Annotated in this window: 11 protein-coding genes; 3 read left to right on the top strand and 8 right to left on the bottom strand. The window is 69.5% G+C overall.

Annotated elements, in window-relative coordinates; all coding sequences use genetic code 11:
* Positions 1-5 precede the first annotated feature (5 nt).
* On the top strand, positions 6-1,739 hold the full coding sequence (locus ACZOOI_RS30200; RefSeq protein WP_465282741.1) for an ABC transporter ATP-binding protein: 1,734 nt from the start codon (positions 6-8) through the stop codon (positions 1,737-1,739).
* Positions 1,736-3,670: an ABC transporter ATP-binding protein gene (locus ACZOOI_RS30195; protein WP_465282740.1), complete on the top strand. Its 1,935-nt coding sequence runs from the start codon at positions 1,736-1,738 to the stop codon at positions 3,668-3,670. The genes ACZOOI_RS30200 and ACZOOI_RS30195 overlap by 4 nt, the downstream gene beginning before the upstream one ends.
* A gap of 450 nt (positions 3,671-4,120) precedes the next feature.
* Here the strand turns inward: ACZOOI_RS30195 and ACZOOI_RS30190 are convergent, their stop codons facing one another.
* From ACZOOI_RS30190 to ACZOOI_RS30160, 7 genes are all read right to left on the bottom strand, one after another.
* Positions 4,121-4,936: an SDR family NAD(P)-dependent oxidoreductase gene (locus tag ACZOOI_RS30190; RefSeq protein WP_465282739.1), complete on the bottom strand. Its 816-nt coding sequence runs from the start codon at positions 4,934-4,936 to the stop codon at positions 4,121-4,123.
* A gap of 344 nt (positions 4,937-5,280) precedes the next feature.
* Positions 5,281-8,115 carry a family 78 glycoside hydrolase catalytic domain gene (locus ACZOOI_RS30185; RefSeq protein WP_465282738.1) on the bottom strand — a complete coding sequence of 945 codons (2,835 nt, stop codon included), beginning with the start codon at positions 8,113-8,115 and terminating at the stop codon, positions 5,281-5,283.
* An 832-nt stretch (positions 8,116-8,947) separates the two neighbouring features.
* Positions 8,948-10,255 carry an ABC transporter substrate-binding protein gene (locus tag ACZOOI_RS30180; protein WP_465282737.1) on the bottom strand — a complete coding sequence of 436 codons (1,308 nt, stop codon included), beginning with the start codon at positions 10,253-10,255 and terminating at the stop codon, positions 8,948-8,950.
* A gap of 61 nt (positions 10,256-10,316) precedes the next feature.
* Positions 10,317-13,175, bottom strand: coding sequence for an ABC transporter permease subunit (locus tag ACZOOI_RS30175; RefSeq protein WP_465282736.1), 2,859 nt, complete (start codon positions 13,173-13,175; stop codon positions 10,317-10,319).
* A gap of 5 nt (positions 13,176-13,180) precedes the next feature.
* Positions 13,181-15,439, bottom strand: coding sequence for an MFS transporter (locus ACZOOI_RS30170; protein WP_465282735.1), 2,259 nt, complete (start codon positions 15,437-15,439; stop codon positions 13,181-13,183).
* Between the two features lie 842 nt (positions 15,440-16,281).
* Entirely contained in the window at positions 16,282-16,977 is a 696-nt protein-coding gene (locus ACZOOI_RS30165) for a cutinase family protein (protein ID WP_465282734.1), read from the bottom strand.
* A gap of 182 nt (positions 16,978-17,159) precedes the next feature.
* Positions 17,160-18,119 carry a LacI family DNA-binding transcriptional regulator gene (locus ACZOOI_RS30160; RefSeq protein WP_465282733.1) on the bottom strand — a complete coding sequence of 320 codons (960 nt, stop codon included), beginning with the start codon at positions 18,117-18,119 and terminating at the stop codon, positions 17,160-17,162.
* 1,018 nt (positions 18,120-19,137) lie between these two features.
* On the opposite strand from ACZOOI_RS30160, the gene ACZOOI_RS30155 reads away from it, so the two are divergent.
* Positions 19,138-20,505, top strand: a complete 1,368-nt coding sequence (locus ACZOOI_RS30155; protein ID WP_465282732.1) for a glycosyl hydrolase 53 family protein — start codon at positions 19,138-19,140, stop codon at positions 20,503-20,505.
* Between the two features lie 148 nt (positions 20,506-20,653).
* Here ACZOOI_RS30155 and ACZOOI_RS30150 read toward each other — a convergent pair whose 3' ends face one another.
* Positions 20,654-22,687 carry an alpha-L-arabinofuranosidase C-terminal domain-containing protein gene (locus tag ACZOOI_RS30150; RefSeq protein ID WP_465282731.1) on the bottom strand — a complete coding sequence of 678 codons (2,034 nt, stop codon included), beginning with the start codon at positions 22,685-22,687 and terminating at the stop codon, positions 20,654-20,656.
* Positions 22,688-22,708: the final 21 nt, after the last annotated feature.

Below are 22,708 nucleotides of genomic sequence, written 5' to 3'. Positions count from 1 at the left end.
CGTGTGTGCTGATCCGCCTGGTACGGGGACACCTGCGCCCCTACTCGCGTGCAGTCGTGCTGCTGATGCTGCTGCAACTCGTCCAGACGGCGGCGACGTTGTACCTGCCCAACCTCAATGCCCGCATTATCGATCGCGGAGTCGGCGAAGGCGACCAGGGCTACATCGTCGGCGTCGGCGCCGTGATGGGCGCGGTCGCGCTGCTGCAACTGCTGTGTACGTACGCCGCAGCCCGCATCGGTGCGCGTGTCGGCATGGCGCTCGGACGCGACCTGCGCAGGGCGGTGTTCGTCAAGGCACAGTCGTTCTCGGCCCAGGAGATGGGCCGCTTCGGTGCGCCGTCGCTGACCACACGGACGACCAACGACGTCCAGCAGGTCCAGATGCTGGTGCTGCTGACCCTGACCCTCATGGTGTCGGCGCCGCTCATGTGCGTCGGCGGAATCGTCCTGGCGGTCGCGCAGGACCCGCCGCTCTCGCTCGCGCTCGTGGCCGTGGTGCCCGTCCTCGGGATCGCCATAGGCGTGATCCTGCGCAGCCTGGCACCGCTGTCGAACGCGATGCAGAACAGCGTCGACACCATCAACCGCATCATGCGCGAACAGATCATCGGGATCCGCGTCATCCGGGCGTTCGTCAGGGAGGACCACGAGAGCCGCCGCTTCGCCACCGCGAACGCCGACCTCACGGAGGTGTCCACGCGAGTCGGGAGGCTGATGGCGCTGATGTTCCCCGCGGTCATGACGATCGCGAACGTCGCCGGCGTTGCGGTCCTGTGGTTCGGCGCGCGGCGGGTGGACTCCGGGCAGATGACCATCGGCGCGCTGACCGCGTTCCTCAGCTACCTGCTGATGATGCTGATGGCCGCGGTCATGGCGACGTACATGCTGCTCTGGATTCCCCGTGCCGAAGTCTCCGCCGGCCGCATCGTCGAGGTTCTGGACACCGCAGGCTCGATCACGCCGCCCGAGAACCCGGTTCGGCGACTGGCCCGCCGCGGCCACGTCGAACTGCGCGACGTCTGCTTTCGATATCCGGGCGCGGAGGAGAGCGTCCTGAACGCCATCTCCTTCACCACCGGGCCGGGGGAGACCACCGCGATCATCGGCGGCACCGGAAGCGGGAAGAGCACCCTGCTCGGCCTGATCCCCCGGCTGTCCGACGCGACCGCCGGACGCGTCCTGCTCGGCGGGGTGGACGTTCGCGACCTCGACCCCGCAGTGCTGACCCGCATCGTGGGTTACGTCCCGCAACGGCCCTTCCTCTTCTCCGGAACCGTGGCCTCCAACCTGCGATACGGCGCTCCCGACGCCTCCGACGACGCGCTGTGGCAAGCCCTGGAGATCGCCCAGGCCCGGGATTTCGTCGAGGCGCTGCCCGACCGGCTGGACGCGCGCATCGCCCAGGGCGGCACCAACGTCTCGGGCGGGCAACGGCAGCGTCTCGCCATGGCGCGAGCCCTGGTGGGACGCCGCGAGATCTACCTGTTCGACGACTCGTTCTCCGCCCTCGACTACGCCACCGACGCCCGCTTGCGCGCGGCTCTCGCACGCCGGACCGCGGACGCCGCCGTCCTCATCGTCGCCCAACGCGTCAACACCATCCGCAACGCGGACCGCATCATCGTGCTCGACGAGGGACGCATCCGGGGCACCGGCACGCACGCCGAACTCCTCGCCGGCAACCACACCTACCGGGAGATCGTTGCCTCCCAGATGACCGATACGGAGGCGGCGTGACCGGCACGGACACCGACGGCCCCGACACGACCGGGGCCCGGCGCCCGCCCCTGGGCGGACGACCGGCCAACCGCGACGGACCGGCCACACGCGACACACCCGTGAAGCCGCCGCACGGGAAGCAGGCCCCAGCGCAACGCCCCGACCGGTCGGCCGACTTCGCGGCCACCGCACGGCGCACCACAGCCATGCTGACCCGCAGCCGCGGCCGGTTCGCCGGTGTCCTGGCGCTGGGGGCACTGAGCGTCGGCCTGACCGTCACCGGTCCCGTACTCCTGGGCCACGCCACCGACCTCGTCATCAGCGGAACCCTGGACGACAGCGCCGGCCGCAGCATCGACTTCGCCGCCCTGGCCCGGGTCCTGGGGTGCACGGCCGCCGTATACCTCGCGGCCGGGGTGTGCGGTGTCCTCCAGGCCCGCCTGGCAACCGTCGCCGTACAACGCGCCGCCGAACGCCTGCGCCGCGACGTCGAAGCCAAACTCGCCCGCATCCCGCTGGACTACTTCGACCACAAACGGCGCGGCGAGATCATCAGCCGCGTCACCAACGACATCGACAATCTCGCCCAGTGCTTGCAACAGGTCCTCAGCCAACTCGTCGTCTCGCTGCTCACCATCGTCGGCGTGCTCGCGGTGATGTTCCTGGTCTCGTGGTTGCTCGCGTTGATCGCCCTGCTCACCGTGCCGCTGTCGGTCCTCGCGGTGGCGTGGATCGGCAAGCGGTCGCAGCCGGAGTTCACCCGGCAGTGGCGGCACACCGGTCGGCTCAACGCGCACATTGAGGAGATGTACACCGGCCACGCGCTGGTCAAGGCGTTCGGCCGGGAGGAACAGGCCATCGCCGCGTTCGATGCGGAGAACGAGCGCCTGTACGAGGCGGCCCGCAAGGCGCAGGCGACGTCCGGGCTCACCCAGCCGCTGATGATGTTCCTCGGCAACCTCAACTACGTGTTGGTCGCCGCCGTCGGAGGTCTGCGGGTGGCCGCCGGCGCGCTGACCGTCGGCGACGTGCAGGCGTTCATCCAGTTCTCGCGCCAGTTCAGCCAGCCGCTGGGCATGCTCGCGGGCATGCTCGGCATGGTCCAGTCCGGAGCCGCGTCCGCCGAGCGCGTCTTCGAACTGCTGGACGCGCCCGAACAGGTGCCCGATCCGCGGCCGGCCGCCGGGCCCCCGAACGGAGGAGGACGTGTCGCGTTCGAGGACGTGTCGTTCCGGTACACGCTCGACAAGCCCCTCATCGACGGCCTCACCCTGGTTGCCGAACCGGGCCACACGGTGGCCGTCGTCGGCCCCACCGGCGCGGGCAAGACCACGCTGGTCAACCTCTTGATGAGGTTCTACGAGGTCACCGGCGGCCGCATCACCCTCGACGGCGTGGACATCGCGTCCATGTCCCGCGCGGACCTGCGCTCGCGCATCGGCATGGTGCTCCAGGACACCTGGCTCTTCGGCGGAACGATCGCCGAGAACATCGCGTACGGCGCCGAAAACGCCCCGCGCGAGCAAATCGTCGACGCCGCCCGTGCGGCCCACGCCGATCGCTTCATCCGCACCCTCCCCGACGGCTACGACACCCGTCTCGACGACGATGGCGGCTCCGGCATCAGCGCGGGAGAGAAGCAACTGCTCACGATCGCACGGGCGTTCCTCGCCGAGCCGACCATCCTCATCCTCGACGAGGCGACCAGCTCGGTCGACACCCGCACCGAGGTGCTGATCCAGCAGGCGATGGCCGGACTGCGCACGGGCCGCACCGCGTTCGTCATCGCGCACCGCCTGTCCACCATCCGCGACGCCGACACCATCGTCGTCATGGAGAACGGTTCCATCGTCGAACAGGGGCCACACGATCGGCTGGTCACAGCCGAGGGTCCCTACAGCCGCCTCTACGCCGCCCAGTTCGCCGACGCGGCAACCGATGTCGACTGACCGCCACCCGCGCCGAGGCTTCGCTCCCACGGCTTCTGCTACGGCGTGCTGATCATCGCGGAGCCCGGTCTCGCAGCCGTCCGGGCTCGGCGCCGGCTGGGTGCCGCAGACCGTCGCCGGTTTGGACGCGCCTCCCGAGTACGTGCGCTGCAGCGTCCGCATCACTCCCAGCCAACGAGGGGAGCGGTACCGCTCGTTTCGCCCGGTCGTTGGCGGGCTCGCCTCGTCGGCCGGGAACGCACGCCCATCTGCAGGGCCTGGCCTGGTCGGTGACCCGTGCCCGCGACGGCGGCCTGTACGTTCCCGCCGGACTGGACCATCCCCCTGATCACCGGACTCGGCGTGACCGCAGGGCGGAGGTCACATGCCGGCGACTCAGGGGCGCCTGCGGTTATCGGGCGAAAGGTTCCGACCGTCGGCGGGCGGAGGCAGTCGGCCGCCACGCGCGGTTCAGTCGAGCGCGGCGGCAATGGCGGCGGCTCGCTGCTGGAAGTAGTCGACCCATTCAGGATGGGGAAAGATGTGCGTCCTGCGTTCGGCCATGCCGCGGACGACCAAGTCGGCGATGTCGGCGGTCGCAAGGCCGCTTTCGATGTTGCGGTAGGTTTCCTCGCGGCGGTCGTCCAGGTCGGGATCGGTCCGCGAGCGCGGGATGTGCCCGACGGGGGCATTGCGTTCGTCGTGGCGGATGTCGGTGGCGGTGTAGGCCGGGCACAGGACCGAGACGCCGATGTGCGGGAACTCGGTGGCGAACTCCGCCGCCAACGATTCGGACAGGGCGACGACGCCGGCCTTGGTGGCGTAATAGGGCGACATGTAAGGCCCGGTAACGAACCCGGCCATCGACGCGGTGTTGACGATGTGCGCCTCGTCCTGCTCGGCCAGCACCGGCAGGAACGCGTTGCAACCGTAGATCACCCCGTGCAGGTTGACGCCCAGGGTCCATTCCCACGTGGCAAGCGTGGTGCGTGCGAAACGCTGCAGACCGCCGACGCCTGCGTTGTTGCACAGCACGTGCACCGCGCCGAATCGGTCGAGTGCCGCGTCCCGCAGCGCCTCGACGGAGGCGGCCTCCGTGACGTCGGTGCGCACGCCGAGCACGTCGCCGAGGCCGTCGAGCGCGGTCGCGGCGCGCTTGAGCGAGGTGTCGTCGTTGTCGGCGATCACCACACGCATGCCCTCGGCGAGGAATCGCGTCGCCAGGCCCAGACCGATGCCGTTGGCACCGCCGGTGACAACCGCAACGCGGCCTTTCAGGGTCTTCATGGTGCGTTGTTCCTCTCGAGCCGGGGTGTGGTGGGACGGCGTCGGCACGTTCGCTTGTTGCGCCACGATCCGTGCGACGAGACGGCCCATGCGCTGCGGATCCGATGATGAATGGCCACGATGGCTTATGGATGGACATCATGTCTAGTGGTGCACGTCATCAGCGAGATGAAGATGAGCACGGAGCCTTCGAAAACGGCTCGTCTTCGGCCGAGCGTCGTTCACCGATTCATGTGAAGACGCACCAGTGACGAAGGTTCATCGGCACCGCTCATTGGGACGCCCCCGCACCGACACGTCGGTGCGGGGGCGTGACCGAGTCGGCGCGTCGGACCGCGGGCGGATCAGGCCGGGTGATCGTGGTCTTGTCGGTTCAGACCGTGAAATCGCTCTTCGAGGTCGGCCAGGAACCGTTCGCCGTTGGGGAGCATCGCGCCGACCGCCGCGACGCTGACGCCGCCGGTCGCTCCGTTGGGTTGATCGATGTAGGCGGCCGCCTCGGGGAAGTGATGGACGAGGAGTTCCTTGAAGGCGTGCAGGGCTTCCGGTCGGTCCATCAGTTCGTCGACGGTGGTGTCGAGGGACAGCGGCGGGAGGGTCTTGTCGGTCTCGGGCACGGTCACGTGCCAGGTGTGGCGGCCGGAGCCGACCGTTGGGCCGGGCTCGTCGGAGTACGGCAGATCGACCTCGGCCGTCGTGTTGGGCGGGACGACGGCCGTGACGCTGAGGTCGCGGCCGTCGAGGGTCCACGAAACCTCGGCGTTTCCGTAGGGCGTGCGCAACCGAGCGTTGGCGTGGGTGAGTTCGCCGCCGGGGCGCGGAGCGATGCGCAGGCGCCGGTAGCCGGGTTCGGCCGGGGCGAGGCCGGCGACGGTGCGGTGCAGCCAGTCGGCCACGGCGCCGAGCGCGTAGTGGTTGAAGGACGTCATGCCGCTGGGATTGATCGTTCCGTCGGGACGGAGGCTGTCCCAGCGCTCCCAAATCGTGGTGGCGCCCTGGGTGACCGGGTACAGCCACGAGGGGCACTCGCGTTGGAGCAGCAGCCGGTAGGCGCTGTCCAAGTGTCCGGTCTCGGCGAGCGCGTCGCAGATCAGCGGGGTGCCGACGAAGCCGGTGCTGATCTTGTAGCCCCCGGCGCGGACGAGGTCGGCCAGGCGTCGGCCCGCGCGTCGGCGTTGCGTCTCGTCGGACAGGAGGGCGAACTCGATGGCCAGGGCGTAGGCGGTGGGCGCGTCCGCGAGCATGCGGCCGGCGGGTGTGACGTACTCGGCCTGGAACGCCGCGCGGATCTCGGCCGCCGACGCCGCGTAGTGGGCGGCGTCGGCGGTGCGGCCGAGTACCGCGGCGGTGCGGGCGAGCAGTTCCGTCGAGCGGGCGAAGTACGCGGTGGCGACGAGTTCGGGCACGGCCTTGGCCGCCTCGGGACGCTCCGGGGGCGCGGTCGGGTCGAGCCAGTCGCCGAACTGGAAGCCGGTGTCCCACAACCGGCTCTCGCCGGCCAGCGAACCGACGTGGTCCACCCAGGCCCGCATGCTGTCGAACTGCGCGGCCAGCACCCCCTCGTCCCGGTAGCGCTGGTAGAGGACCCACGGCACGAAGGTGGCCGCGTCGCCCCAGGCCGCGGCCGGGGAGTCCGCGCCGGGAACGCACTTGGGCACCACGAACGGCACCACGCCGTTCGCGCCCTGCTCGGCGGCCAGGTCGGCGAGCCAGGAGGTGAGGAATCCCGCGCTGTCGTAGAGGTAGGAAGCGGTGGGGGAGAAGACTTGCAGGTCACCGGTCCAGCCCAGGCGTTCGTCGCGTTGCGGGCAGTCCGACGGGATGTCCACGAAGTTGCCGCGCATGCCCCAAACCACGTTCTCGTGCAGGCGGTTGACCAACGCGTCGGAGCACTCGAAGAAGCCGGTTCGCTCCATGTCCGAGTGGATGACGATCGCGCGCACTGCATCGGGGTCGAGCACGCCGGGCCCCGCGGTGACCTCCGCGTAGCGGAAACCGTGGAAGGTGAAGTGCGGCTCGTACGTCTCCTCCGCGCCGCCGCGCAGGATGTAGCGGTCGGTGGCTTCGGCGGTGCGCAACGGGCCAACGGCGAGTTCGCCGTCCTGCAGCACCTCGGCGTGGCGCATGAGGACCTCGTCGCCCGCGGCGCCGCGCACCGTGATGCGCAGCCGTCCGACGAGGTTCTGCCCGAAGTCGAGGATCGTCTTCCCGGACGGTGAGGTGAGCACCTCGAGGGGGGCGATCTCCTCGACGCGTCGAACGGGTGGCCCCTGCGGCGCGACGAGTGTGGCCAGGTCACGTACTTCCACGCGCACGCCGTGCCGATGCGTGGGCGGGACGCGGGCGTCGAAGGTCTCGCCGTCGTAGATGCTGCTGCGGCGGATCGGTCCCGTGCCGGCCTTCCAAGCGCCTTCCGCGTCGGTGACGACACGTTCGGTGCTGCCGTCGGCGTAGCCGATCTCCAACTGGGCGAGCAGGGCCAGGCGGTCGCCGTAGAGGGCGCGGGACTTCCCGTCGAAACCGATGCGGCCGCGATACCAACCTTCGCCCAGCACGGCACCGAGGACGTTGTCCCCCTCGCGGAGCAGGTGCGTGACGTCGTAGGTCTGGTAGCGCAACCGCTTGTCGTACGCGGTCCATCCGGGCGCCAGGACGTCCGCACCGACCCGGCGCCCGTTGATCTCCGCTTCGTAGACACCCAGCGCGGTGGCGTACAGGCGGGCGGTGGCGATCCCGGGGCGCACCCGGAAGTCGCGGTGCAACAGCACCGCGGGCTGGTCCTGTCCGGCGTCCTCGTCCCAGTCGGGGCCGATGAACGACGCGGACCAGTCCTGCGCCGACAACAGCCCCGCCTCGACCCACGCCACGGGACTCCACGTCGAGGCGATGCCGTCGGTGCCGGTCACGCGGACGCGTACCCCCATGCGCTCGCGCGAGACCAGTGGCGCGAACGGCCACGGTCGCAGGACGCTCTCGTCGTCCTCGACGGCCACCCGCGAGCGCACGTCACCCTCGACTCCGAGCAACTCCGCCTCGAACCGGGACTGCCGCCAGTCGGGCGTCTCCGTGTCGGTAGCCCAGGAGAGCCGGGGTCGGTCTCGACCGATGCCCAGGGGATGCCGGTGATGCTCGAACCGCGGCGCGGTCACGGCGGGTGCGGCGGGGAGCGATGCGGTCACTCTCTGGTCCTCACTGTGATATGAAACGATTCAATTTTCCGAGTGGCGTTTTCGACGGCGCGACAACGGAAGGTTCCGCAACCCTAGTCGACAAAACAGAGTAGAGACAGGTATCTCGGCATGCCCTGAGAGGGAACTCCGCTTGCACCGCCACGCACCCTGTGGAAGGAGACTGCGCAGCGATCGGACAGGACACCATCGTTCGCGAAGACGATTTCGGACGGGCAGGTCGGTGGCAACCGGGCCATCGGCGAGGGGCTCGTGCAGTCGGACTCGGTACGCCGGCTTCGAGAAGTGCCTTCATTCCGGGTGTCGACATCCGGCTCGACGGGAGTACGCACCGATGGCAGGTGGGCGATCCGGCCTGTCGATCAGGCCCCGGGATCGGAGCACCGTGCGGGAACAAGCCAGGGCTCGGATGCGACGGTCAGAGCGAGCCACGCGACGGCGTCCACGGTTCGCTCGATGACCATGTCGTGGAGACGCTCATGGACGGCGGAAGGACCTTCCCGCCACGGGTTTCGCGTGTTCGCCGTCGTCTGCCGACATGTTCGCCAACCCGGTCCGCAGGCCCGGCAACGTCTCGCCCACGGGCCGGCGGCGCGGCTTCAGGAGGGCGCAATCGACAACGGTGGAGCCCACGAGTGCCATCGCGAGCGCGAGGTCTTCGTCGCTGAGCGATCGCTTGCGCGACCACCCCGCGGAGGCGAGCACTACCGTCGGCCGGAATCGGGAACCGACGACGCGTCTCGCGGAGCGAAGGTGATGGCAGACCGGCGTCGCCCGACCGTGACCGGGCACGATCGGGCGACGGTGTGGCGGTGGCTCAGGGTCAGGACGCGGACACCGTGAACTTCCGGGTTGCGGGGTCGTACGTGAACAGCCGCGCGGGGATGGCGCCGTGCGGCGTCGCTTGTGCGTAGGTGGCCTTGTCGGCGAACCCCGGGTCCTGGAAGGCGCCGAGGGTGAAACCGGCGTTCTGGAAGGTCGCGTAGTCGAGGTCCTTGCCGGCCTTGTCGGCGATGGCCTTGAACAGGGCGAGGTTGCGGCATGCGACGTTCGGGGCGACCTGCGGAGTGGGTGTGCCCGCGGAGAGCGACGCCGGGTCGACGGTCAGCTTGCCCTTGAAGTCTGGCAGCGCCGCCTCGACCGTGTTCATGCAGTCCTGATTGGCGGCCTCGCTCCACTGGGTGTTCAGGCCGAGAGCGGCCGCATTCGCGAGGGTGGTGAAGTCGTGTTTGCCCTTGTCATTGGCGTACGCCTGCACCTGCAGGTTGTCGGTGAACAGCAGCCGGGGGCGGTACTTGGTTTGTTCCAGGACTTGCGGGAACGACGCGGCCATGCTGCCGACGACCACGATGGTGTCGGCGCCGGAGGCCTGGAACTTCTGGATGAACACGCCGGTCTGTTGGCCGATGGCGGCGGCGTCGGTGGCCGGGGCGTCCAGGACGGCGGTCTCGATCGGGGTGACGCCGAGCTTCTGCAACGCGGGGATCACGGTGTCCTTCATGATCCCCTGCTCGTTGACGTTGGACAGCACCGCGACCTTCTTGCCGGCGAGGCCGTTGTCCTTGTTGAACAGGGGTATCCCTTCCCCCGCCTCGTCGCCGCCGCGGGTGTCGCTGAACCACGGGGCCTGGGCTTGCCCATACCGCTTGGTGGTCAGTTGGCCGCCGATGGCCGCGGTCTTGTTCGTCTGCACGTAGCACAGGGGCTCGTCGCCGTTGAAGTTGCCGAGGACGGCGAAGACCTTCTCGTCTCGGGTCAGCTTGACGCAGGTCTCCTGGGCGGCTGCCGGGGAGATGAGGTTGATCTTGCCGAACACCGGGACGATCTTGCGGCCGTTGATGCCGCCCGCGTCGTTGATTTTCTTGATCAGCGCGTTGTAGGCGGCCTCGTAGGGGCCGTGGTCGATGTTGACGAACTGCTTGACCGAGTCGAGGTCCGGGTAGGTGATGCCGATCTTGATGCTGTCCGTGGTGACGCCGGGGGCGACCTTGGGCGCGGGCGGCGCGGCGGGGGCGCCGGACGGGCCGCTCTTCGCGTCGTTCTTCTTCTCGGCTGTGCAGCCGGTGACGACGAGGGCCGCGGCCGCCGCGAGGATCACGGCGACGTGGCGTCTGGCGCGGTGCGATGTCATGGTCAAATCCACTTCCTGTGTGAGGGGGACGGGGGCGCCGAGTGCGATACGGGGCCGAAGGTCACGCCTGCGCGACGGCGTCGGTCGGGTGTCGGCTGGGAACGGTCGGCGCGGTTCCGCTGCGCCCGATCGCGCGTTCGTCGGTGCCGAGGTAGCTGGCGATGACCTTGGGGTCGTTGCGGACGATGTCCGGCTGTCCTGCGGCGATGACGCGGCCTGTTTCCAGGCAGTAGACGCGGTCGCTGATGCCCATGATCAGGGGCATGTCGTGTTCGATGACGAGCATGGCGGCGCCCAGTTCGCGGCGGATCTCCTGGATGAGCGGGCCGAACGCCTCGGTCTCGCGCTGGGCGACGCCTGCGGTGGGCTCGTCCAGGCACAGCACGCGCGCGTCCAGGGCCAACAGGCCCGCGAGTTCGACGATGCGGCGGGTGCCGGTGGACAGGTCGCCGACGAAGGCGTCGGCGTAGCGGCCGAGCCCGAGGAAGTCGACCAAGTCGTCGGCGTCCGACCGCTTGGCGCGTTCGCGCTTGAAGGTGTGCGGCAGATGCAGCGCGGTGGACAGCAGACGGGTGCGGCCGCGTGCCTCCAGGGCGATCTGTACGGTCTCGCGCACGGTCAGTTCGGGGAACAGGGTCGCGGCCTGGAAGGTACGGCCGAGGCCGAGCCGGGCCCGGTCGGCGGGCGTTGCCTTGGTGATGTCACGGCCGAGCAGTTCGACGGTTCCGGTCGCGGTGACGAAGCCGCCGACAGCGTTCATCAGCGTCGACTTGCCCGCGCCGTTGGTGCCGATCAGGCCGACGATCTGGCCCGGCCGTATCTCGATGGACACGCCGTCCACGGCGGCCTTGCCCCCGAAGCGCACCCGCACGTCCGTCGTCGCCAGCACCGGTTTGTCGGTAGGCAGCGGTGGTCGGGTCGTGGAGGTGAGTGCCCGCGGCGGCGTGGTCGCCGTCTTTGCCTCAGGCTCGGCGCCGAGCCGCTTGTCGGCCCAGCCGAGCAGCGCGTCCCGGGCGCTGTATGCGATTTGTACAAGGCCGCCGGGGAAGTACAGCAGCAGCACGAGCAGACCGAGACTGGAGGTCAGCAGCGGCACGAGTTCGCTGTCGGGCATGAACGCGGGCAGACCGATCACCCAGAGCGCACCGAGCACCGAGCCCGACACCGACCCGAGGCCGCCGATCACCACGATCGCGACAAGGGTCAGCGAGTCGGGGCTGAGGAAGTACTTGTCGGCATACGGCACCGTCTGCACGGCACCGGCCAGCAGCGCGCCGCCGAGTCCGGCGATGCCACCCGCGAGCGCGAAGGCGCGCAGCTTCACGCGGGTGGCACCCACGGTGTACGCGGCTGCGGTGGCCGGGTTGTCGCGGACACCGATGGTGGTTCGGCCCACGCCGGACCGACGCAGCCGGGCAACCACGATGAGCACCACGATCAGCACGGCCAACACGAGGTAGTAGTACGCGCGCTGGGTCGACACGTCGATGCCCAGCACCGTGCTGCGCGGGAACGACGCGCTGCTGGTGCCCTGGTCGTGGAACACGTCTCGGCGGTACAGGTACTGCTCGCAGGCGACCGCGAACGCGAAGGTACTGACCGCGAGCAGCAGCCCGCGGACCCGCAGCGCGCCGGCCCCGACGAGCGCGGCGAGCGCGGCGGTGAACAACGACGCGACCAACACGGCAGCGGGAAACGTCAGGCCCCCGAACGCGTAAACGGTGTCGCCTAGTTCGATGCGCATGCCCCGGTTGAGCGACGCGGCGGTCAGCGCCCCGAGCCCGGCGAACGCCATTTGCCCCAGCGAGAGTTGGCCTGCCCAGCCGGTGAGGATCGTGACCGACGACGCGCAGATCGCGTACGCCAGGATCACCGTGTAGAGCAGGTGCCTCGACGGCTGCGTGACCATCAGTGGCAGCACGACCGCGACAAGTCCGAGCAGGAGCAGTCCGGACCGCTCGATGTGGCGCACCCACCAAATGCCACGCAGGCGTTCGGGGACGGGTTTGACCTTCGGTGCGAAGGAGAAGGACGAGGACTCGGTGTCGCGGCCGCGGCTGACCGCGAACACGGCGACCAGCACGATCGCGAGCACCATCAGGTCGCTCAGGCCGGGTTGGTCGAGCCAGTTGAACTGGATGAAGGCCTGGAGCAGCCCGAGGCCGACGCCGGCCGCGAGGGCGATGCGGAAGGACACCATGCGGGCGATGACCGCGGCGGCGAGCGCGCGGAGCAGGGTGGTGGGCCCAAGAGTGGTGACCTGCGTCAGCGACTTGTTCTGTGCCGAGATGAGGATCAGGCACAGCGTGGCGACCAGGCCGGCGAGCGCCCACACGGCCGTGGAGACGACCTTCGGGCTGATGCCCTGCAGCCGGGCGAGCTCCGGGTTGTCCGCGGACGCCTTGACGGTCTTGCCGAGGACGGTGCGGCCCAGGAACCAACCGAGCGCCAGCGCGGTCACCGGCACGGCTATCAGGATGCTCGCCTGGGCTCCGTTGATCTCCAGGTCGTCGACGGGCGACCAGGTGCCGGTCCACGGCACCGGGTATTGCTCGGTGGTGTAGTCGTCGAGATCCGGGTAGGCGGTCACGATGGTGAGCGCCAATTGGGCCACGCCGATGGTGGCGACCAGGACGATCACGCGTGGCGCGTTGAACAGCCGGCGCACCACGGCCAGGTCGACGACCGCGCCGAACGCGGCGCCGGCGGCGAGCGCGACAACCAGCGCGATCCCGTAGGGCACGTGGTAGCGCACGACCAGCAGGGCGAACAGCACGGACCCGACCAGGCCCATGTTGGCGACGGCGAAGTTGATGACGCGCGAGGATCGGTGCACGAGCACGATGCCCATGGCCAGGAGGCCGATGACCAGGCCTGTGACGGCGCCGTCGAACAACAGTTGGGTGGTTGGCAGTTGCATCGTCGTCAGCCGCCTTCCTTGCCGAGGAAGACCGCGCGGGCGAGGTCGTCGCGTTCGGCGAGTTCGTGGGCCGGCCCCTGGAAGCGGACCTGGCCCTTTTCGAGGAAGACCGCCCGGTCCGCGATCGCGAGGGCGATGTTCAGCGACTGCTCGACGATCACCATGGTCAGACCGTCGGCCTTGAGTCGTTCGATGATCGCCAGCAGGTCCTGGACGACGACCGGGGCCAGGCCGAGGGACAGTTCGTCGATCAGCAGTACTTCGGGGTCATGCATGAGGACCATGGCCAGGGCGAGCGTCTGCTGCTGGCCGCCGGACATCGAGCCGGCGACCTGGTCCTGTCGACCCGCGAGGTCCGGGAACAGGTCGAGGACGTAGGCGAAGCGCCGCTCCCGGTCCGCGGGGTCCTTACGGACCCGGAACGCTGCCATCTCCAGGTTCTCCCGCACCGTCATGCCCGGGAAGACGCCCTTGCCGCCGGGCAGGAGGTGCACGCCGTAGGTGCCGCGCTGCTCGGGCGAGACGTAGGTGATGGTTCGGCCGTTGAGCCGCACGACGCCGCGTGAGGGCGTTCCGAGGCCGCAGATCACCTTCAGGATCGTCGACTTGCCGGCGCCGTTGGTGCCCAGCAGTGCGAGGGTCTCGCCGCGTTTGACCTCGAACCCGACGTCGAACAGCGTCTGCACGTGCCCGTACGAGAAGTCGACGCTGTTGACCTGGAGCAGGGGGATGTTCTCGGGGTCCTGCAACTGCCGGTCACGCTCGTCGAGTTCCTCGCGCAGCTCCTGCACGACGAGCGACAGATCGTGCTTGATGAAGCCCGAACTGCGGATGACCAACAGTCCGCCGACCAGGGTGGACGGGACGCCGACCACCAGGACTGCCACCCGCGCGTCGTAGGCGTTGGCGATCAGTCCGGAGAGCAGGGCGCCGCCGGTCGCGCCGACGAAGAAGATGTAGATGGCCGACAGGGCGCTGCCCAGGCCCCGCAAGCGATACGGGACCACGGACGACAGCACGGGACCGACCATCGCGAAGGTGACCGACGACAGGATCCCCGCCGGGATGCCCGCGAGCATGAACGCGATGCCGTTCGGCATGAACCACTGAACGGGCAGCAGTACCACGCCCGGGAGGATCAGGTAGCCCAGCAGTGCCAGTGCACGGGCCGGATCGCGGCGGTACAGGCGGTCGTACCACGGCCCGGCGAACGGCAGCGCGAGGAGCAGCGACGCTCCGGAGATCGACCCCATGAGACCGCGTTGGAACGTGGACATCCCGAAATGGTCGTCGGCCCATAGGTTGGCCAGCACGCCGCCGGTGAACAGGCTGAAGCCGAGAGCGGAGAAGGCGATGATCGAGTTCTTGATGGAGCGGATGCGCATCAGCCGAGCGAACGCCGCCTCGATCGAAATGGGCATCGGCTTGACGTCCTGGACGACCTCGCCCAGCACCGACTTCATCTCGTGTTGTCCGCGCGGCGGTTCCGGGAGCCGGAAGGCCCATACGGCGACCAGCAGCGCGGGCACGCCCAGAATCAGGAACGGCCAACGCCAGCCGTTGTCTCCGCCCGCGAAGGTGGCGATGCCGCCGACCGCGAGCGGGCTGAGGGCTCCCGCAGTTCTGGCCGCGCCGGCGCTGATGGTGGCGAGGCGACCGCGGACGCCGATCGGATAGGTGTCCGCGTTCAGCGAACCGTGCACCGGCAGGGTGCTGGACTTGGCGACCCCGACGCCGAACCGGGCGAGAAAGAACAGGAAGGCGTTGGCGGCGAGCCCACACGCGAAAACCATCGCGGAGAACGCGATCCCCGCCCAGGCGATGACCCGGCTGCGGCGGTAGCGGTCGGCGAGCCAGCCCATCGGCAGCGCACCCAGGACCAGGAAGGCACCGGACGCCGCCGAGATGAAGACGATGGCACCGTCGCTCATGCCGAACGCGTCGCGGATGTCGGGCGCCAGGATCCCCAGCGCCGCGGACTCCAACTCGTCCATCGCGGCCAGCGTCGTCAGGGTGAGGAAGGTGGCCGACCCCCCGGCAGCCAGTCCCGCCCGCAGCGACAACTGTTCGTCGCCGACACCGGGGAGCAACTCGTCCGCGAACAGCACCTCACGGGAAGCCTCGGCCTGCCGTCTTTGGCGTTCGGCTTCGGCGTCGATCAGACCGGCCGCCAACCCGGCGGCGGACGGCGCCGGCGGCTCGGCCGCGCCGCTCGGCGCGTTCACCGTCTCGACCCGTGGGGGTACGGCCGGCGGGGGGTGCATTGCAGCATGGCGATCTCCACGAGGAACGTGCCGACGGGATATCAGCGGGCGGCGGGCGGGACTCCGATACGCCGAACCCGGGATGGGAAGAGGGCTTGGCGCGGGAGGGCGGCGCCACGGGTGATCACGGGGTTTGAATCGATTCACGAAGAATGGTTCAGGTGTCGTGCGCGTTAACTGCCGGGCCGTGCCGGGAGCGTAGCCGGAGACGCTTGCGCGCGCTAGTGCCCGTACTTGCACTCTTCTGCGGGTTCTGATCCTGCTTTGGAGAGGAGAGCGGAGCCGGGGCGAAAATTCGTGTAACAAGTACGCTTTCTTCGTGGGCTGCGGGTCGGCCGTATGAGACGGATCCTTGCCAGTGGCTTGATTCGCGACTCGCTCCGGAGTTCCCGGCGGCCCCCAAGACCTCGGCGTCGAGCACCTCGAGACTCGGCCGGGCTGCATGTCCGGCATTCGCGACTGTCCGCCTGCTGCCTGCGGGTTCTGCCCGGCGGTTCGCGTATCGGCTGCGCACCGACGCATGGGATCGGGGCAGGGGCGACGATGCCCTCGGTTGCGGTGCCCGCACGCTCGCTGCGGACGCGGTCGGGGGAGTGCGTCGTGGCTGGTGAAGTGCGGGCCGATTCGGGAGAGCCCGTGATCCGATTGGTCGCCGTGGGTAGAACCGCGCTGCGGTGGCCACGCGCGGACGGCAAGGCCGTCTCCGATCCCCGGTGGGAGACGGCCTTGCCGTGGTGACGGGTTGTCTTCCGGCGCCGTGGGACACGGGCCGAGGTGGAGTCGACGGTGCCCTTGGCGGGGCGCGGGGAAGAATCGGCTGCGGCTGCCCCGGAGGAGCGTGGCTACAGGCGTGCGGTGATGAAGTCCGCAGCGGGGTCGATGTGTCCGGGCTGGGAGTAGGTGACGTGGGCGTTGGCGTCCCAGCCGCCGCCGCAGATCGGGTCGCCGGTCGCGCAGTCGTCGAGGGTGCGCGCCTGGTAGATGCCGGTCACCTGACGGAACAGGAACGGGCCGCGTATGGGGTTGCCATACAGCACGACGGCCTTGACCTTGGGTTCGATCGAGGCGGGGATGACCGCGACGGTCGGGCCGCCGGTGAGAGCGCCGTCGCTGCCGACGCCGATGGCGTTGTCGACCACGTTGGCGCCCTGGGAGTAGCCGGCGAGCACGAACGTCTGGTTCGGGCAGGCGGCGGCCTGGTTCTTGAGATGCCGGACGAGGTCCCAGTTGCCCGCCGAGGCGGACCACGGCTCCAGGCTTGCCGGGTATTTCACCCGGTAGGACGAGATGGTCTTGCCTGAGTTGCGGGTGTTGAGGGCGGTGACCAGCGCGTCGTAGACCGGTTCCGGTCCGCTGTCGGACGGCGTGTTGCTCCCGCTGAGATTGGTCCCGGTCGCGTACGTGACGTCGACGGCGGCACAGGCCGTCGAGGTGTCGGTGACCGAAGCGGAACCGGTGGCGGCCGTGGCCGTGCACACCGTGAGCGCGGCGGCGGTCACGGCAGCAAGGCGGGCGGTGGTGGTGCGGTGTCGTTTCATCGAGGGCCTTCCGGTTGGACGCGCGGCCGCGTGAAGCGGCGGGCGGCGGAGTTAGGGACGCGCGGACGTGCCCGGGAGAGTTGAGACCGTCGGGCACGCAGAATGATGTGATGCACAGCACTGAAGCGCGTTAGTGCCCGTTGTTTTTACCACCGGGTAACGAAGGGTTCAAGGGACACCGGTCAGGTGGAGCGGCGGGCCACGATGTCGAGCGCCAGTTCGGTGAGTTCGTCGCCGCCGGGGACCGGACGCACGCCGAGCCGGTGCAGCACGATGCGGGCCAGCATCGCTCCCGAGGGGCGGCCCACCCCGCGCACGGTGGTCAGCGGGGGGCAGGCGTAGCGTGCCGGGGCGATGTCGTCCGCGCCGATCACGGCCAGCTCGTCCGGGACCCGCACGCCCAGGGTCCAGGCGGCGTGCAGCACAGCCAGGGCCATGTCGTCGTTGAACGCGGCCACGGCCGTGACGCGGTCCTCGGCAAGCCAGTCGCGCAGCACCGGTGTCAGGTCCCCGTCGGCGGGCATGCGGCGTGCCGGCGGGTCGGCCAGGCCCCGAGAGCGGGCGGTCTTCCGCGCGCCTGAGTACCGGCGTTCAGCCATGGCCTGCGACGGGGCGTCCGGAGGGTAGAGGTAGCCGATGCGGGTGTGCCCGCGTTCGGCGAGGTGCCGTGCCTGGACCGCCCCGAGCACTCGACCGGCCGCGTCGCTCGGCGGCGGCGGATCGTCGGGGCCGGGCAGCACCACCCGCGCGCCGCATGCCTTGAACGCCGCGGCGTCCTGGGCGCCGAACGGGACCAGCGCAACCACAGCCACCGGCGCCACCGCCGCGGCCAGGGCAAGCGCCGGCTGTCGGCCGGGTCCGGCGGTGTGGGTGACCAGCATCAGCCCATGCGCCCCCACGGCGCTGTCCAACTCCGCGACCAAGTCCGCGATCACCGGGCTCGGCGGAAAATCCGGCAGGCACAGCAGCACCACGCTGCCTCGCCCGCGCGACAGCGCCTGCGCCGGCCCGTGCGGGGTGTATCCCAGCTGCTCCGCGGCCTCCAGCACCTTCCGCCGCGTCTCCGCCGGGATCGTCTGGTTCGGCGTGTCGTTGAGCACGAAGCTCACTGTCGACCGTGACACCCCAGACGCCCGCGCCACATCCGCGCCTGTCACCCGCGAACCCCGACGACCCACCACGCCACCTCGACCCGTCCCGCCTGCGACCGACCAGCACCAGCTCCACGTCTGCAAACCCTATGGGGAAGGTCGATCGCCGTGTCCTGCTCAACCACACCACTCAGGCTCGGCCATCCCGACTTCGAGGCGAGCCCTACGGGGCGTCGGTGAAGGCGGGGATGCTGCGGTTGACCTGCCGCGTGTCGCGTCGTCGAACGCCCGCCAGAGCGTGAACTCCAGCGACCGGCCGCTCGGCGGCTCGCGTTCGGCCGGGGCGATCGTCTCAGGCCCGTGCCAAGCGATCCGTATGGGGCCGACTCATCGGTCACCCTCCGGGAAACCTTGTCCCGGGTTCGGAGTTCGTGCCTTTGCCGGAGTCCGGGCGGAAACGTTCGCGGCCCCCGCATGGTCGCCGGTCGAACCGTGCGTCTTCGACAGCCTTCGCGTAGCTCATACGTGAATTGCTCTCCCGCGACCCTGGCGTCCGCAAGCACCGCCGGGTACGCTCCCCGCACCACCCCGCCGAAGCGTCAGGAAGACCACGATCCAGGGCGAATGAAACGATTCATGCCAGCCGTGGGCGGAGCCGGGCCCAGGGGCAGTCCCAGGACCAGGAGGGATCTCAGGTGCATGGACGCGACCGAGGCCGCTTGTCGTGCGCTCAAGGGCGCCACCCCGGCGCGCCTGCCCTCCGGAACGCCGGGCCTCTTCCTCGGGTCCTTCCAGAACTCGGGGACCCGACAAGCCAACCTACTTCCAGACCGTCCACGGCGCTCTTCCGGCGCGGCTGTGTCGTACCACCCCGCAACCCAAAAGGTCCCGGATCAACATCTCCTGAACCGTCCGCGCCACAGCCGATCTCCGCTTCGCCGCCACCAGGCCGTGTCAAGCCCGGCGCGAAAGAGAAGCTCGCGCATTTGTTCCGTACAGCGTGTCACCTCTGAGCAAGCCACCTCGGTAGCGGGCCCTGCCCGCGCCCTGCGAAGAAAGCGACAGAGCAATGACGAGCAACCCCCTCCCTCCCTTCGACGCGATGTCGGATCGTGCCGACCGGCGCGGGGTGAGCCGCAGAGGCTTCCTCGGTCTGTCGGCGACGGCCGGTCTCGCGACCGCCGGCGCCCTGTCGACCAGCGCATACGCGACCGGCAGTTCCCCGGCCGGGGGCTCCGCCGGATCGACGTTCCGATCATCCCTGTCCGTCAGCCCGGAAACCGAGGCGGTCCTGGGGCAGTTGGCCCTGACCGACGGCACCCGCACGGCGACCACCCCGGAAGCCCTGCAGCGCCTGTACATCGCGCACGGCTCCAGTGAAGTCTTCGCGCGCATGGCCACACGCCGTGTGGCGACGGCCGACCAGGCCGAGCACGGCTTCCGCCGGGTACTCGGCCGAGCCCGCCTGGCCCACAAACTCGGTATGCCGCTCAACGTCGAGCTCGGCCTCTGGGCCGTCTACGGTGACGTCTCCCACCAGCCCGGCCCCGACTTCTCGGACTATCCCCTGATCAGTCTGCCGGGCCCCTGGGAATCGTTGACGCTGAACCAGATGACGGGAGCCCTCCGCACGTACGGTGCCCTGGCCGCCGGCCAACTCCTCGCCACCGGGGCGCGGGTCAACGTCTGGGACTTGGGCAACGAGGTCGAGTTTGGCGTCGCGGGCGTCGCCGTGCGCAGCTTCACCGCGTCCACTCCGTACTGGAGCTACGTGGCACCGGACGCCGTGGACCCGGCGATCGGGCAGATGGACGTGAACACGCTGCTCACCGGGATGTCCGACGCCGACCGGATCGCCTGGCTGCGTGCCCACGTATGGCCGTACACCGGGCGTCTGCTCGCGGCCGTGGCCGAGGGGATCCGCTGGGTCGATCCGCAGGCGAAGTTCAGCACCCACACCAGCGTGATCGCGATGCAGTACCCGGGTTTCGCCGAAGCCTTCTGGCAGGCGATGGCGGACGCCGGGTTCACCGCCCATCAGTTGGGGACGTCGTACTATCCGACCTCGGTGCCTTACGGCGACCAACTGGCGGTGTTCAAAGGCAGCAGCCGGTCACTGCACCGCACGTTCGGCAAGCAGGTCTTCATCGCGGAGGCCGGCTATCCGTCGGGCACCATGTCCCCACCGCTCGAGTGGAACGCCCCCGTCGCCGGCTATCCGTTGACCGTCAACGGCGAGTACGAGTTCTTCCGCGACCTGGTCGCCTGGGGCGTCCAGGACGGTTCTCTGGCCGGAATACGCCCCTGGGCTCCGGACGTCTGCAACACGTTCTGGCAGCCCATGAGCCATTTCACCCCGTCGGGCGGCGCCGCCACCGCGGAGCCCGTCCTGAACGCGATCGCCGACGGGCTGCGGCAGGCGGCCGGCGGTTCGTAGCCGTTCGTGGTGTCGAGTCCCGACCGGGGTGGTGCGCCGATGTCCACGGAACGGCGCACCACCCCGGCCACTGCGTACCGACCGGCACTGTGCCGTGGCCGGCCCGGCGGAGGGTCGTCGGGGCAAGGTCGGACCGCCGACCGTGGTTCTACAGGGGAACGGTGAGGGCGGTGATGCTGTGGGGTGCCAGTGCGATGGTGAGCCTGTGCTCCAGAATCGGGTAGGTGGTCTCGACGGGGGTGATCGCGACATGGGGTCGTCCGTCGAACGTCAGACTGTTGGCCGTATCGAGGTCGGCCGTGAGGACCGTCGCGGCCGCCTGGGCGTCGGCTGAACGAGGCAGGTGAACGCTCGTTTCGACCTCGCTGTCGGTGGTGTTCACCAGCTTGACGAACTGCACGGTCTCCGTCGCGGTGGAGGAGACGAAGACGCCGTCGGCCGCAGTCGTCACTTCGGCCGGCACGATCCGCGTTCCCAGCCGGCCGGCGAAGAGGCGCTGCACCTCGTAGTTCGCGGTGCGCAGCACGGCGTCGGGCGTGAAGTCGATGAGGTTGTGGTCCCAGTTCCGCGTTCCGACGCGATTGAGCAGGGGGGCGTAGGAGGTCATCTCGACCACATCGGAGTTGCGTTCGACACCGGTGAGGAACGCGGCCTCGGCGAGGGCGCTGTGGAAGGTGTTGGGCCCGCTGTCCTTGGGCTTGCCGATCCCCGAGGTGGGCGGGTGCGCGGCATATTCCCCGACGAAGACCGTGGCCTTGCCGCGCGGGTAGGAGTCGTACCGGTCGGTGTTGTCGATGAACCACCTGGGCCCCTTGTAGAAATGCTCGTCGACGATTACGGGGACGTCCAGGCTGCGCGCGTACGCCCACGCGCGGTCGGAGGCCTTGCCGCGGGCAAACGGTCCTGCGCTGAGCACCGTCCGAATCCCGGGAAGGCGCATCTCGACGGCGGCTCGCAGGTCTGCGAACTTTGCCAGATAGTCCTCGCCGTAGTTCTCGTTGCCGATGCACAGGTAGCGCAGCTCGAACGGTTCGGGATGGCCGGCCTGCGCGCGTAGCGCCGCCCACGGGCTGGTCGCCGGATCGCCGGTGGCCCAGTCGACGAGGTCCAGGACGTCCCGGCGCAGCGCGGCGAACTCGTCGCCGTGCCGGTCGAGGGCCTGCTTGCTGCGGAACTGGCAGCTGATCCCGGCCGAGACGACGGGCATGGCCGCGATGCCGAGGTCCTCGCACAGCAGGAAGTATTCGTAGAAGCCGATCTGGTTCGACTGGCTGTAGTCGCCGTCGGGGGTCCGCAGTGCCCACAGGTTGAAGTCGGGAACCCGCTCGTGCAGCGGTCCGACCGTCTTCTTCCAGTCGTAGGCGTTGCCGTCTCCGATGCCTTCGACGATGCACCCACCGGGGAAGCGCATGAACGTCGGATGCAGGTCGCGCAGCGTTTCGACAAGGTCCCGGCGGAACCGCCCCTGCGACCACCGCGGATCGCCGGCGCCCCAGTGGTCGGCGTGCACCAGCGAAACCTCGTCCAGGTCGAGGTGCCCGCTGCCCGTCACGACGATCTGCAGGAACACACGCTCGTCGCGGGACGCCGGCAACTCGGTTCGGACCGCCTGCCAGCCGTTTCCCGCGGGCAGGGTGACCGGCGCCGAGCTGACGACCTGTCCGTTGCCCGAGACCAGGCGCACGTCCAGGCCACCGTCGAACCCGTCCGTGCGTACCCACGCCGAGAACAGCGACCCCACGTCGGCCTTCGCGGTGACCGACGGGTGGAGCGACGAGTCGGAGGGCTGGTAGCCGTGGTTCTCGACGACAGCGCTACCGCCCTGCGGCGTGATCCTCGCGTAGGTGGCTCCCTGCCGAATCGCGTCAACGGTGAGAGCGCGAAGAGATCCCTGCGCCACCCGCCAATGCCTCGTCGGGTCGACGGCGCGACGAGGACGCCGCTTCGTCGTCATCGCGATGAGCTCGTTGTGCAACCGCCGGTTCAGGAAGATGCCCTCGAAGCTGGAGTTGGCGACCATGTTCGCGTTCAGACCGCCGTCGCAGGAGCGATTGAGGTCTTCATAGAACAACCCGAAGAGCGTCGGGCTGACGTCCCTCCTGGCGCGCTCGGGATCCGCCCACACCTGGAATCGCGGTCGGCTCGTGGAAACGGGGTGGGACGGTTCAGTGGACGCGGTCATCGTGGTGCGCCTCTCGGGGGG

The sequence above is a fragment of the Embleya sp. L77 genome, from assembly GCF_055557415.1.
This window is presented reverse-complemented; position numbering and strand designations above follow the sequence as displayed.

Excerpts from the sequence above, each read along its gene's own strand:
- ACZOOI_RS30180 (WP_465282737.1), bottom strand. The coding sequence starts at position 10,255 with ATGACATCGCACCGCGCCAGACGCCACGTCGCCGTGATCCTCGCGGCG.
- ACZOOI_RS30170 (WP_465282735.1), bottom strand. The coding sequence starts at position 15,439 with ATGCACCCCCCGCCGGCCGTACCCCCACGGGTCGAGACGGTGAACGCG.
- ACZOOI_RS30155 (WP_465282732.1), top strand. The coding sequence starts at position 19,138 with ATGACGAGCAACCCCCTCCCTCCCTTCGACGCGATGTCGGATCGTGCC.
- ACZOOI_RS30150 (WP_465282731.1), bottom strand. The coding sequence starts at position 22,687 with ATGACCGCGTCCACTGAACCGTCCCACCCCGTTTCCACGAGCCGACCG.
- ACZOOI_RS30190 (WP_465282739.1), bottom strand. The coding sequence starts at position 4,936 with ATGAAGACCCTGAAAGGCCGCGTTGCGGTTGTCACCGGCGGTGCCAAC.
- ACZOOI_RS30175 (WP_465282736.1), bottom strand. The coding sequence starts at position 13,175 with ATGCAACTGCCAACCACCCAACTGTTGTTCGACGGCGCCGTCACAGGC.
- ACZOOI_RS30165 (WP_465282734.1), bottom strand. The coding sequence starts at position 16,977 with ATGAAACGACACCGCACCACCACCGCCCGCCTTGCTGCCGTGACCGCC.